Raw genomic sequence first — 13050 nt, 5'->3', positions numbered from 1 at the left:
GCGCGGCAGTGCTCCCGGCGCCGAGCACACCCCAAGCCGGCACGGTCCAGCGGCCCGGCTGTATGGCCGAGACCAGGGCGCTCAGCCCGCACCAAGACCATCACACAGTGTCATTGACGTATCGCGATCCGCTGATCCTGCGGGTGGACGGCACAGGCCGGTCCCGCCGAGTCCGCGGTTGGGGAGGGTGTCGTGAGCAACAGCAGAGCTCGAGAACATTCCGCACCACCGGTGGTGATCCTCGGCGCTGGTCCCTGCGGCTTGGCGTGCGCATACGAGCTCCAACGGATGGGCCACCGCGACTGGCTGCTGCTGGAGGCCGCGCCCGCGGTCGGAGGGCTCGGCTCCTCCGTGGTCGACAAGGCAGGCTTCACCTGGGACCTGGGCGGTCACGTCGTGTTCTCGAAGCTGCGGAGCTTCGACGAGCTGATGGCCGAGCTGTTCGCGCCGCAGGAGCTGCTGCACCACGACCGCTCCTCGTTCGTCCGGCATGGCAAGAGCTGGGTGCCCTACCCGTTCCAGCAGCATCTGCACCACCTGCCCCAAGCCCGTGCCCGAGAGTGCCTGGATGACCTCGCCGCCGCTCAGGCCCGGGGCCGGGCCCCGGCGGAGGCGGACTTCGCCTCGTGGCTGGAGGGGACGTACGGGCCCGGCCTGGTGGAGGAGTTCTTCGGCCCCTACAACCGCAAGATCTGGGCCACCGACCTGGCCGAGATGTCCGCCTCGTGGATCGCCGAGCGGATCGCCCCCTGCGACACGGATGCGCTGCGGCGCGCACTGGACGCGGGCCCGTCCCGCATCCAACCGTGGGGCCCGAACGCGCAGTTCGCGTTCCCGGCCTCGGGCGGGACCGGCGCGATCTGGCGCCGGCTCGCCGACCGGCTGCACGGCGAAGTCCGCACCGGCAGGGCGGTGGTCCACATAGACGCGGCCTCCCGCACCCTCCTGACGGCCGACGGCGCCCTCATCTCCTACGGACGGCTGGTCACCACCGGAGCGCTCGACAGGCTGGTCGCGATGACCGCCGGCGCACCCGACGACGTACGGCAAGCGGCCAGCGCCCTGCGGCACACCACGGTGGCGATGGTCGGCCTCGGCTACCGCTCCCCGACGACCGACCGGCGTTCGTGGCTGTACTTCCCGGGCAGCGATGCGCCGTTCTACCGCGCGACGAACTTCTCCGCGTACGCGCCGGCCAACGTCCCCGGTGCCGACCCCGGCCGGTACTCGGCCTGGATGACGGAGACGTCCCTGCCCGCGGGCAGCCTGCTGAACCGGGCGGACCTGGTCGAGGAGTGCGACGCGGCCCTTCGCCGCTGCGGCCTCGTCCCGGAGTCTGCGGAGCGCGTCAGCGGGCACGTGGAACTGATCCCGTACGCCTACCCCGTACCGACCGTCGGCAGGGACGCGGCGCTCGCGCTCATCCAACCGTGGCTCGAGGACCACCGGATCCACTCCCGCGGCCGGTTCGGCACCTGGCGCTACGAGATCGGCAACATGGACCACGCCGTCACCATGGGCCAGGACATCGCTCGACGGATCGTCAACGGAACGCCCGAGCGGATCTACACCGCACCCGCCCGCACCACCGTGGGGGCCGGCCATGCCCGGTGAACTCATTTTGGACGCCCACACCGTGACTGGGTGCCTCCTGCTCGGCGCCGCACCGGACAGCCCCGCGGCCGTCAGTGAGCTCCTCGCCATGGGTGTCACGCACGTGCTGGACTGCCGAACCCCGCGCGCGACGCCGCCACCGGCCGCCATCTGCCCCGACCTGGTGTGGCACTCCGCGCCCACCGAGGACGACGGCGCCTCACGCGGCATCGACTGGTACACCGCCTGCCTGGCCTTCGCCGAGCTTGCCCTGCGCGAGGACGGGGCCCGGCTGTACTGCCACTGCGCGGCCGGGGTCAACCGCTCTCCGGCAGCCGCCTACGCCATCCTGCGCGGGCAGGGCTGGGCTCCGCTCACCGCCCGGGCCCGCATCCTGACCCGCCGCCCGCAGGCACGCCCCCGCTACTTCGAGGACGCCGACCGGTGCCTGCGCGAACTGGGCATCGCAGAACAGGAGACATCGTGATCCGTGCCAGCCGACTGCTCGTCGCCGCCTACACCGCCCGGTCCGTGTACGTCACCGCGTCCATGGCCCTGTCCTGGCGCTCGATGCGGGCCGAGGCCGCCCGCGCCGAGCACGAGCCGACCGGCCAGGCGCCCGCCCTGACGGTCATCGTCCCCGCGCTGCGCGAGCAGGCGGTGATGCCCCGCTCGCTCGCGCACTTCGCCGATCTGGCCGCCGAGTGGCCGCAGCTGCGGATCGTGGTCGTCACCGCCGAGCGGGAAGCGGCCGAGACCCCCGACGGGCAGCAGACCACCGAGGAACTGTGCCGGGACCTGGCGAAGACCCACAACGACCTGCTGGGCCGCCAGGCGTTCCACGTCGTGTCCTACCCGGGCCAGGGACGGCGGGCCTCCCAGCTCAACCACGCCGTCGCCGCGCTGGACAAGCTGTTCCCGCCGACCGGGGACGACTACATCGCGGTCTTCGACGCCGACGCCGTCCCCGACGCCCGCCTGCGCTCCCACTTCACCCAGGCCGCGACCGGCCGGCCCTCGATGATCCAGCAGCCGATGCTCCCCGCTTTCCCCGCCGGCTCCGGCGGACGGCGCTCGCCGGTGATGTCCGGCCAGGACCTGGCGGCCTTCCGCCGCACCATCGGCATCGAGTACCGCCGGATCAAGGTGGCCCGCTGGTGCGCGCCCGGACGGGGCCGCGGCCTGGCCGCCACCCTCGCGCGGCCGATGGTCTACGGCGTCGGCTCCGGGCTGATCGTGCGCCGCGACAAGATCGAGGACATCGGGTTCTTCCAGGAGCCGCACGACGACCTCGCGGTCGGCCACCGCCTGAGCATGGCCGGCGAGCCGATCGCGGTGCTGCCCTCGGTCAACATCGTCGAGCCGTACCAGAGCGTGGCGAGCATGGCCCGCGCGTTCAGCAGCGTGGCCTTCGCCAACGCCGCCACCCGCCACGACTACCGCTTCGCCGCCGCCCGGCCCACCCGCCTCTCGCGCACCGAACAGCGGCTGCTGGCAGCCCGAGCCCTGGCCGACGGCGCCGCCTGGGCGCTCGGGCCGGTCGTCATTACGGCCGCCGCGACCCACCTGGCGGCCAAGCGTGCCCACCGACCACTGGCCGTCGCCGCCGTGCTCGCCGGGATCATCGAGCCGGCCGTCGCCTACCGGCTGCGCGGCCGGCTCCTGGAGGACTTCCGCTCACCCGGCAAGACCGACACCGCCTGGCAGCAGCCCGCCCCCGCCCCGGCCATCGCCACCAGCCTGCTGCAGCCCGCGGTCAGCGCGCTCGGCCCGTGGCTGCTGGCCCTGCGCGCGAGCGCCGCCCAACTCACCGGCCGCGACCTGCGCTTCACCAAGACCGAACACCTGGGCGAGATCGCCCACTGAGCTGTGAGGAGCACCCCTTCCATGGGTGATCTCGACACCGGCTGGACCGTGCCCAGCGACTTCCCCGAAACCGGCTGGACCCCCGAGTCCATCGACCAGCACCTCGCGCAGGCCCGCGCCGAGATACCGGCCTGGGACGACCCCCAGCAGACCCGGCTCGGCTTCGCCATGGCCGCCCCGCACCCGCAGGCCGTGCGCACGCTCGGCGACTGGTCGGCGCTCAACACCAACAACGTCGGCATCCACACCCGCTTCGGCGAGGGCAAGACCGGCACCCGCCGCCTGGAGAAGGAAGCCCTGGCCGCCCTGGCCGGCCTCTACCGGGCCGGAGCCCTGGACGGTCACCTGACCAGCGGCGCGAGCGAGGCCACCCTCGCCGCCCTGCGCATCGCCCGCAACCTGCTGCGGAGTGCGGGCCACCGGGTGCGCGTGGTCACCTCCGACCTGTGCCACGCCTCAGTCGCCAAGGCCGCCGAGATCCTCGACCTGGAGCTCGTGCGCCTGCCCGCCGGACCCACCTGGACCCTGACCCTCGACCAGGTCCGCCAGGCCGCCGCCGACGCCATCGCCGAAGGCATCACCGGCATCATCGTGGTGGCCACCGCCGGGTACTACAACAGCGGCTTCGCCGACCCCGTTGACGCCATCGCCGCCCACCTTCGCGATCTCGCCTTCCAGCACCCCGACCAGGTCCGCTTCTTCCTGCACGTCGACGCCGCCCACGGAGGCTTCGTCTTCCCCTTCACCGACCCCGGACTGCCCTTCGACTTCCGCAACCCCGGCGTGCACTCCATGGCCGTCGACCCGCACAAGGCCGGCCTCATGCCATACGCCTGCGGCGCCCTGCTCGTCCGCAAGGGCCTGCTCGAACACGTCACCCGCATCGACCCCCACACCCGCATCCCGGACGAGACCGTCCTCGGCTCACGCCCCGGCGCCACCGCGGCAGCCCTGTGGGCCACCCTGCACACCCTGGGCCGCACCGGCTACACCACCATCGCCGCCCGCTGCCTGGAGCGCCGCGACCAGCTCGCCGCCGCGATCCGCGCCGCCGACCCCGACGCCCAGCTGCTGCCCGCCCCGAACGCTCCCGTCGTCTCGGCCGCCTTCAGCCACCCGGGCGGGCAGCTGCCGCCCGAACTGTGCGAGTGCTACCGGCTCGTCCCCCTCACCCTGCCCGACCCCGGCAAGGACGGCGAACGGCGCCTCTTCTACCACTTCTACGCCTCCGCCTCCCTGACGGACCAGCAGATCACCGCGTTCGCCGGACACCTGGCCGACGCCACCGCGGCGGCCCGCACGACGGGTCCCGCTGACCGAACCGGCCGGAGCATCACCTCCGAGGTGGTCGCCGACACCCGCACCCACACCGACTGCTTCCGCCACTTCGTCGTCCACCCCGAAGACCGGCGCGACCCCGACGTCCCCGGATACTCCTTCCACACCTTCACCCAACGTAGGGCCACCGACGAGCAGATCCAGGACGCCCCATTCGGGCAGGCACGGGCCGGCGGCCCCCTGCAGGTCTACGCCCCCGACCTGAAGGACCCGTTCACCAACGAGCTCTTCGGAGTCCGCACCGACCACTACTTCCTGGAAGTCCTCGACCGCCACCAGCAGCAGCTGTCCCTGGTCGGCGCGATCCACGCCACGATCCTGCTGCCCGACTCCCTGCGCGTCCTGCTGAACTTCGAGCCCGACGGGACGTTCCGCTCCGCCGAGTACAAGGCCCTCGGCGAGCACGGCGCTGACGAACTGCAGGTCTTCCCCGACGCGACCACCGCTAAGATCGGCAAGCACGCGGCAGGGTTCCGCCGCCCCCGCAGCGACGACTACTCCTTCTCCATCGACACCTCCGCCGAGATCACCGTCCGCCTCATCGACGGCGCCGCACCGCCCACGGTGGTCACCGCTCAACACAACGCCGACGTGCTGCTGCCGCGCCGCCCGCACCTGCGCCGCGAACAGTTCCGCCGCTTCCCCAACCGCTTCTTCGACACCGAAGTGGACATCGAGGCCGGCCGGACCTGGACGGGCGCCGCCTACCTGCCCGAACTCCTCGCCCCCACCCCCGTCGGCACCGTGCTGGCGGCCCGCTCCGCCACCGCCGGACTGTGCACCGTCGACGGCCGCCTCACCGACACCGGCCTGCACCTGGCTCTCACCCCGCTGACGGATCCGCGGACCGACGCCCTCGAACTGGCCGCCCCCTGGAACCTCGGCCGCCGTCTGCGCGACGCGCTGCCCCGCTTGAACGTCCAGGACCCGGCCCGGCTCAGCATCGAGCAGGTCGTCGACTTCGCCGAGAGCGTCCACGAGGTGTTCACCCGCGACGGGCTGCCCGCCGACCTCGCCATCGCGGGAGCCCGCCGATGACCACACCCATCCTCGACCACGCCGCCGCCAGCCGCCTCATCCCCGGCACCAGAACCCTCAGCGCCCGGCCGCTGCCCCAGGGCCGCTTCAACACCTGCTGGCGCCTGGACGGCTCCGGCCGTTCCTACCTCCTCAAGCTCAACCACCGCGAGGGCGAACCGCACCTTCGGCGTATGGCCGACGCCATGACCGACGCCGCAGCGCGCGGCGTCACCGTCCCACGCGTCCTCGACGTCGGCCACGACCGGGACCTCGGCCCCTACCTGCTCCAGGAATGGATCGACGGCCGCACATTCGCCGAAGCCCGCCAGGCCGACGCCGTCGACCCGAACATGTGGCCCGCCATCGGCCACCAGATCGCCCTCCTGCACACCGAGCCCGTCCCCGGCGCCGCCGCGACCCCGGCCTCCCGCACCCGCCAACTCTCCGACCTCCTCACCCGCCTCGACCAGCACGCGCTGATACCCGACGGCCTGGCAGAGGCCGCCCGCCGGCGCGGCACCGCGCTGGCCGAACAGCTCGGTGACCACCCGATGGTGAATACCCATCAGGACATTCACCCCGATAACATCCTCATCCGACCCGGCGGCCAGATCGCCCTGCTCGACTTCGACCACGCCACCACGGCGGAAGACGCCAGCGACTTCGTCAAGATCGACCGCTGGTGCCTGACCTCACCCGAGGATCGCCGCCTGCTGCTGGACGCCTACTGGCAGCAGCGCGGACAGCCGGCGGACCCGAGGTTCGAGCAGCGCCTCGCCTTCCACCGCCTGGTCATCCACCTCTCGTACTTCCTGTACTGGCACGGCCGCGACCCCGCCCAGATCCCCGGGTGCCGAGCTGCCCTGCGCGACGAACTGGAGTGAGCAATGACCGCAACCGAACCCACCACCACCCCGGCCCCCGCACCGGTCGCCGGCCCCGGCGTCCAGGTCGTCGCAGCCCTGCTGCGACGCGGCGACCAGATCGTCCTCGTCCAGGAACAGCGCGACGGCCAGGAGATGTGGTCCATCCCCGGCGGCGGAGTCGAGCGCGGTGAACTCCTCGGCGAGGCCCTCATCCGCGAGGTCCTCGAAGAGACCGGCCTGCGCCTGGCTACGGTCGGCCCGCTGGCCTACCTCGTCAACACCACGACCACCCGCTACCCCTCCACGGTGGTCCTGACCTTCGACTGCACCGACTGGGACGGGGAGATCGCCGTCCACGACCCGGACGGCAAGGTCACCGGCGCCGTCCTGCTGCCCCTGGACGAAGCCAGGAAGGTCCTGGTCTCCTCCACCGCGTCCCGCCCCGAGATCGAACCGCTGTTGGACTACCTCGACGGCTCCGCCGCCGGCCGCGTGTGGTCCTACCGCGACGACCAGCCCGCCGACTGACCTGCCCGAGGCAACTCGCCCCGGGCCGCTGGGAGAACCCATGACGCTCACCCGCGACCTCGACTCATCCATAGCCGCGCTCGACCCGCTCGGCGCCGACCCGGTGATGCGAGCCCTGCCCCAGGCCAACATCGCGGCAGACACCACCTGGCTCCGCACCCGAGCGATGCGGCTCTCCCAGCACGCCGCCCGGATCCGCGACGCCGCCCCCGCCCGGGCGGCGTTGCGGGACCTGGGCATGCTCACCGCCTCCCTCGCCCGCCACACCGGCCGACCCGTACCGCCGCGCGCCGTCGAGGCGGCCCTGCTCCATCTCGGCGCCGTCGCCGACGAGGTCCCCCGCGAGAGTGTCTACTCTTATGCCACCCGCAACCCCCGCGGGCCCCGGCGGCGCTCCTTCACCGACACCCCCGGCGAGCACCTGTTCATCGACGAGGTCACCGCCGCCAGCCAAGCTCTCGACACCGCGATCCTCCACGGCTCCCACCTGGCCGAGGAGGCCGGCGACCAGGACGCGGCCGACACCCTCGCTGACCTCGTCCACCAGCGTCTCCAGGCATTCGCCGCCCACCTTCTGACCGTCAAACGCAACCTGACGCCGCAGTACTTCACCGGCCAACTGCGGCCGTACTACCCGCCGCTGAACATCGCCGGGCACACCTACTACGCGCCCGGCGGCGCGCAGATGCCCCTGCTCGTCCTCGACGTCATGCTGCTGAGCCAGGCGGCCACCGGCGAACTCGCCACCTGGTACGAGCAGTACCTCGACGACAACACCCTCTACCTGCCCCCGCACCACCGTGCCCACATCGAATCGGCGCGCCACGCGCCGGGACTCGCCCGCCTCGCCCAACGGCACCCGCACCTGCGGCCCGCCGCCGCCCTATTGATCGGCGACCTGCTGCGGTTCCGCCTCCCGCATCGCCAACTCGCCCGAGCCAACATGGCCGTTCGCGACGACGGCGCGCTCGGCAGCGGCGGCTACACGGCCGACGCGCTCGACCAGCTGCTGGCCGTCACCGAAAGCGCCCGCGCCCTCCTCGAACCCGGGAGCCCCGTGTGAGCACCTCCTCCACCATCGACACCGACTTCCCGCCGTTTCCCCTCGGCGCTCAACGCTCCGCACTCGCCCACGACCTGACCGCGCCGCCCGAGCCCGTCACCGCCCGGGTGCGACTGGCCTACCCGAGCCGGATCAACGCCATGGCCCTGGACTCCAGCAAGATCGTCCCCAGCCAGGGCGCCTACCTCGCCGGCGAACTCCTCTTCGCCTGCGACCTCGTGCGCGACGTCGAGATCGACATCGTCGAGGACGGCCCCGCCGTGCAGACAGCCCCGGACTGCGACCACCCGGTCCTGGCCCGGCACGCCGCCCTGCTGATGCGCTCGGCGCTGGGCATCCGCGAACGCCTGCGCGTACGGGTCACTGCCCCCGACCTGCCCGCCCACCTGGGCCTGGGATCCAGCAGCGGCCAGATCGCGGCCGTGGCCACCGCCGTCAACGAGCTCTACGGCCGCCCGGTACCGGCCCGAGGGCTCGTCAAGTTCCTGGCCCTCAACCACGGCGAGGAGATCGACGGAGAAGACCACCACCTCCTGCCGGTCCAATGCCTGGGAGGCTCCGCGACCGCCGGGCTCATACCCGGCGCGGTCCAGGTCATCGCTGGAGCCCACGTACCGCTCCTGCAAGCAGGCCTGCCCGAGGACATCCACATCGTGCTCGGCATGCCGAACGACCCGGTGATCTGGGACGCGCGAGCGAGCCTCGCCGCCGAAGCCCTCCACTTCGACGCCTTCACCGCGACCGGCCGCACCCACGGCCCCGAGATCGCCTACCGGCTCCTGCACGAAGCCTGGCCCGCCCTCGCCGACGGCGACCTGCGACCGCTGGGCAGCCTGCTGTTCGACTACCGCTTCCGCATGGGAAGCCTCGCCAACTGCGCGTTCTCCCACCCGGACCTGCTGGCCACCGGAGCGAAGGTCGAGCACATCTTCACCGACCGCCTCGCCGACGTCCTCACACTGTCCTCGGTCGGCCCCACCTTCGCCGCCCTCACCCGCACCCCCGGGGCGTGCGAGCAGGCGTTCGCCGACGCCGACCTGAACACACTGCGCTGCCGCCCCCACAACACCGGCTACGCCCTCAGCAGCCAGGGGGCGCGGTGATGCGCGAACGCCCGGCCCGCACCGGCGCCTACTGGAACGACGAAGCCACCGTCGCCGCGTTCACCGCCCTCACCCCGCCCGCCTACCTGGCCGACCTTCTCGCAGACCCGATCCCGAAGGGCGCAGTGGCGCTGGACGCGGGCTGCGGAGCCGGCCGCAACCTGCCCTTTCTCACCGCCGCCGGATACCGGGTCCTGGCCGTCGACTTGCACCCCGGCATGCTGGAACAGGCCCGCCGCCGGCACAGCGGGCCCCGGATCACCTTCGCCGAAGCGAACGTCACCAGCATGCCGCTGGCCGACCGGCAGGCGCACCTCGTCCTGTGCCACGGCGTCCTGCACAACCTCCACCACCGCCAAGACCTCGCCGACGCTCTGGTCGAGCTGCACCGGGTGCTCGCGTCCGGCGGCACGCTCTCGCTGAACACCTTCACCGCCACCCACCTCGACCCGTGCCTGAGCGCGCTCGGCGACGACGTGTACGCCCTGCCCAACGGCCAGCACATGACGCTCCTCGACCCCGCTGACCTGCTCGCCCTGATCCACGCTGCGGGCCTGTCCCTGCGTGGGCCGGCCGTGCAGTACCTCCGCCCGGGTGATCCCGGGCAGCGCTCCGTGTGGCGCGCCACCCTCACCCGGCCATAGCCGCGCGGAAGGAATCACCGTGCTCCTCGTCGCAGCCACCACCGACATTCCCACCGACCGGGACGTCGCGTTCACCCAGCTCGCCGACCCGACGCCCGGCCCGGCCCTCGTCCTCGCCGAACACACACTGCGCGGCCTCGCATGGCACCGGCCCGACGGCAGCCCGCAGCCGAACGCCGCGCAAGGATCGGTCCGCGTTCCGCTGTGGGCCTGCCACCTCGACCACGCGACGGGCGAGGCCACCTTCTTCGCCACGGTGCAGTGGCGCCCGGACGCCGCCGTCCTGGCACGCTTCGACCGCACCACGCCGCCAGCCGTCGATCCCGCCGAACTCGCCTCGTGGGCTGCGGAGGTCGTCCAGCAGAACGCGCTGGTCAATTTCCCCGTCCCACGCCCCGGCCAGCGCTCTGCCGAAGGTCCGGAGGCGGAGGTGAAGATCACCCTCACCAGCCGGGTCAACCCGCTCGCCGTCGCCCGACTCCTGCGCGACCACCTGCCCGCCACCGGGGTGCCGGTCTTCGGCCCCACCGTCCACCGGCGGATCCTGCGCTCGGACATCTACCTGCCGCCCGGCGGCAGGCGACGCGAGTACGCCGCACTGACCCCTCGCCCCGATGGAACCTGGTGGGCCAAAGCCAAGGTCCTCAAGGATGGCCGGCTCCACAAGAGCGTCCGACCCGCCGCCACCCGTGACCAGGCCCTAACGCTGGTCACCGATGCTCTCGGTCACCCGCGGCCGGTCCACGCGGGCCGGCTCCACCGCACCACCTGGGACATCCCCACACCGGCCGACCCGGATGGCCACTGGGCCACCGTCACCGTGGACACCACCACCCTCGCCCCCTGTCCCGGCACCCTCCAGCAGGTCGAGATCGAATACGGGGCCTGCTTCACCGCCGATACCGCCACGGCCTCCGCCGCCCGGATCCAGCGGGCCGTGGCCGACGCAGCCGACACCGTCGCCGCCGTATTGACGGACCACCACATCCCGCACACCCTCAACGGCCAGAGCAAGATCGAGCACTTCCTCGCAGCCGGAGACGCCGATGCCCGCCACTGACCAGGCCATACCCGCGCTCGACGCGCTCCTCGACGGCACCGTCCAGGGCACCGCCCTCGACCCGTGGTGCGGCGAGAAGGCCACCGTCCAGCTCGGGGCCTTGAGCGTCAACGTTCTGGCATCGACCAGCGCGGCGACCGCCTACGTACGCCGCCTGTTCACCCCGGCCAGCCCGCTGTGGAACCCCAACCCCGCCACCACCGCCGACCCGGCCGCGACGATGCGCTGCCTCGCCCTGCCACACGCCCAGGTTGCCGCACTCGCCGAGCGCGTCCGCCACCGCGCCACCGGCGCCCCGAGCCCCGTGCTGATGCACGTCCACGCCCCCGCGGCCTGGCACCAACTGCCCGCCGGTCCGACACTGCTGACCGACCCGGACGCCGACATCGCACCGCAGATCGTCGTCCGCCACCCGGACGGCTACACCGTCATCACGTGCGACGACACCGACGCGACGATGAACGCCGCCCGGCACCTGCGGGAGATCGGCTACCGCCGGGCCGAAGACGACGGCTGGGTGTGCCTGCACGCCTCGGCCGCCACCCTCGACGGCCGCGGCATCCTCATCGTCGGCGACTCCGGCGCCGGCAAGTCCAGCCTCGCCCTCGCCCTGTCCGCCGCCCAGGGTGGCGCGTTCCTCTCCAACGACCGCACCATGGTCACCACAGAGGCGGACGCCGCGCCCCGGGCCGTCGCGATGCCCGGCCCCATCCGGCTCAACGGCGGCACCCTGCAAGCCCTCGGCTTCGAGAACGCCCGGCAGTGGAACCTCACCCGGCCCAAGCCCGCGACCGACACCGACTGGCAGGCCTTCCACGGTGCCAGCAAGCTGCACATCCTTCCCGCCGAGTGGCACGAGCGCACCGGCACCCCGCTGACGCCGGACGCGGCCGTGGACCTCATCGTCTTCCCGCAGATCGTCCAGGACACCGAGGAACTCCACCTCCAGCCGGCGCGATCCGGGCCGGCGCGGGAACTGCTGGCAGCCCAGTGCATGTCGCCGGACGACGACGTCTACGTCCAGGACTGGCTCGGCATTCGCACCAGCAGCGCCGATCGCCTGGTCGGCCACGGAGCCCGCGTCCTCGACACGCTGGCCGGCCGGCCCACCCTGAGCCTGCGCTTCGGCACCCGCACCCCGTACGCCGCCGTCACCGCTGCTGTGCGCGCGACCCTCGACGACCGGACGCCGCGGACATGAGCGGCGCCGCGATCCCGCCGACCAACCGGCTTCTCCAACTGCCCGGCGCGGTGATCAAGATCTACCGCGAACCCTGGCGCGCACACACGGAGAAGGCCGCGCTGCAACGGCTCGCCGAGGCACGGATACCGGCCCCGACCGTTCTCGGGGCCGGCCGCATCCGAGGCCGCCGCCTCCTGGTCCTGCGCCGTCTGCACGGATCGGCAGCGGGAGTCGGCGAGGAGGCGGCCCGGCACGTCATCACCTACCTACAGGCTGTCCACCAGATCACCGGTCCCGGCTTCGGCCGACTCAACGACCCCTCCGCCGCGAGTTGGGGAGAGTACCTTCGCGCGCGCCTGGTCTCCTACCAGGACGCGCTCGCCCACCACGGACTCCACGACGCCGCCGATGCCGCCGAGGCGCTCGCGCACTCGCCCCTGCCCGAACCTGCCGCACCTCACCTCCTGCACAACGATCCCGAACCCGGCAACTTCCTGCTCAGGACCACCGGCACCGCAGGCCTCGACTGGGAGCTCGCGATCTACGGCGATCCCGGCCTCGACTACGCACGAACCGCCCACGCCCTCGGCATCCGTTCCGCCCACCTGAGCCGCATCCTCGCCGACCACGGCATCCCGCACTCCGAGGAGAACCTGGCCGCCTACCGGTCCGTTCATCTGCTCGGTCGCCTCATGTCCGCGGTCACCGCGACCCCACCCGATCCTGGCGCCGCCCAGCGCCACATGCGCGACCTGACCACCAACGCCACCTGACAAAGCGACAGTG

General features: G+C 72.6%; 12 protein-coding genes. All 12 read left to right on the top strand.

The genetic code is table 11. The features are described from left to right. The first annotated feature begins 192 nt into the window (after window positions 1-192). Genes ACIBEC_RS30500 through ACIBEC_RS30445 form a run of 12 tightly spaced genes read left to right on the top strand, consistent with a single transcriptional unit; the run spans window position 193 to window position 13037 of the window. Window positions 193-1614, top strand: a complete 1422-nt coding sequence (locus tag ACIBEC_RS30500) for a protoporphyrinogen/coproporphyrinogen oxidase (protein ID WP_396289349.1) — start codon at window positions 193-195, stop codon at window positions 1612-1614. Between the two features lie 22 nt (window positions 1615-1636). Then, window positions 1637-2080, top strand: a complete 444-nt coding sequence (locus ACIBEC_RS30495; RefSeq protein ID WP_360507736.1) for a hypothetical protein — start codon at window positions 1637-1639, stop codon at window positions 2078-2080. Then, entirely contained in the window at window positions 2077-3459 is a 1383-nt protein-coding gene (locus ACIBEC_RS30490) for a hypothetical protein (RefSeq protein ID WP_360507738.1), read from the top strand. The genes ACIBEC_RS30495 and ACIBEC_RS30490 overlap by 4 nt, the downstream gene beginning before the upstream one ends. 21 nt (window positions 3460-3480) lie before the next feature. Then, a complete protein-coding gene (locus tag ACIBEC_RS30485; protein ID WP_360507741.1) occupies window positions 3481-5835 on the top strand; it encodes a pyridoxal-dependent decarboxylase in 2355 nt (784 codons plus the stop codon). Beyond that, the gene (locus ACIBEC_RS30480; protein ID WP_360507744.1) at window positions 5832-6701 is read left to right on the top strand and encodes an aminoglycoside phosphotransferase family protein; all 870 of its coding nucleotides are present in this window, start codon (window positions 5832-5834) and stop codon (window positions 6699-6701) included. The genes ACIBEC_RS30485 and ACIBEC_RS30480 overlap by 4 nt, the downstream gene beginning before the upstream one ends. Window positions 6702-6704: 3 nt before the next feature. Further along, entirely contained in the window at window positions 6705-7211 is a 507-nt protein-coding gene (locus tag ACIBEC_RS30475; protein ID WP_360507747.1) for an NUDIX hydrolase, read from the top strand. Window positions 7212-7251: 40 nt separating this feature from the next. Beyond that, entirely contained in the window at window positions 7252-8274 is a 1023-nt protein-coding gene (locus tag ACIBEC_RS30470; protein WP_360507749.1) for a monodechloroaminopyrrolnitrin synthase PrnB family protein, read from the top strand. Next, window positions 8271-9377, top strand: a complete 1107-nt coding sequence (locus ACIBEC_RS30465; protein ID WP_360507752.1) for a hypothetical protein — start codon at window positions 8271-8273, stop codon at window positions 9375-9377. The genes ACIBEC_RS30470 and ACIBEC_RS30465 overlap by 4 nt, the downstream gene beginning before the upstream one ends. Then, window positions 9377-10021, top strand: a complete 645-nt coding sequence (locus tag ACIBEC_RS30460; protein WP_360507754.1) for a class I SAM-dependent methyltransferase — start codon at window positions 9377-9379, stop codon at window positions 10019-10021. The genes ACIBEC_RS30465 and ACIBEC_RS30460 overlap by 1 nt, the downstream gene beginning before the upstream one ends. 19 nt (window positions 10022-10040) lie before the next feature. Next, window positions 10041-11081, top strand: coding sequence for a hypothetical protein (locus tag ACIBEC_RS30455; protein WP_360507757.1), 1041 nt, complete (start codon window positions 10041-10043; stop codon window positions 11079-11081). Beyond that, complete coding sequence (locus tag ACIBEC_RS30450; protein ID WP_360507760.1) at window positions 11068-12282, top strand: hypothetical protein; 1215 nt, start codon at window positions 11068-11070, stop codon at window positions 12280-12282. Before ACIBEC_RS30455 ends, ACIBEC_RS30450 begins: the two co-directional genes overlap by 14 nt. After that, window positions 12279-13037: a phosphotransferase gene (locus tag ACIBEC_RS30445; RefSeq protein ID WP_360507762.1), complete on the top strand. Its 759-nt coding sequence runs from the start codon at window positions 12279-12281 to the stop codon at window positions 13035-13037. The genes ACIBEC_RS30450 and ACIBEC_RS30445 overlap by 4 nt, the downstream gene beginning before the upstream one ends. The last annotated feature ends 13 nt before the right edge of the window (window positions 13038-13050 follow it).

It is taken from the genome of Kitasatospora sp. NPDC051164 (assembly GCF_044455625.1).
GTDB lineage: Bacteria > Actinomycetota > Actinomycetes > Streptomycetales > Streptomycetaceae > Kitasatospora.
Note: the sequence above shows the minus strand (reverse complement) of the source record. Positions and strands in the feature narration are given on the sequence as shown.

Coding starts and splice junctions, on each gene's coding strand:
- ACIBEC_RS30460 (WP_360507754.1), top strand. CDS start 9,377: ATGCGCGAACGCCCGGCCCGCACCGGCGCCTACTGGAACGACGAAGCC.
- ACIBEC_RS30470 (WP_360507749.1), top strand. CDS start 7,252: ATGACGCTCACCCGCGACCTCGACTCATCCATAGCCGCGCTCGACCCG.
- ACIBEC_RS30450 (WP_360507760.1), top strand. CDS start 11,068: ATGCCCGCCACTGACCAGGCCATACCCGCGCTCGACGCGCTCCTCGAC.
- ACIBEC_RS30485 (WP_360507741.1), top strand. CDS start 3,481: ATGGGTGATCTCGACACCGGCTGGACCGTGCCCAGCGACTTCCCCGAA.
- ACIBEC_RS30480 (WP_360507744.1), top strand. CDS start 5,832: ATGACCACACCCATCCTCGACCACGCCGCCGCCAGCCGCCTCATCCCC.
- ACIBEC_RS30445 (WP_360507762.1), top strand. CDS start 12,279: ATGAGCGGCGCCGCGATCCCGCCGACCAACCGGCTTCTCCAACTGCCC.
- ACIBEC_RS30475 (WP_360507747.1), top strand. CDS start 6,705: ATGACCGCAACCGAACCCACCACCACCCCGGCCCCCGCACCGGTCGCC.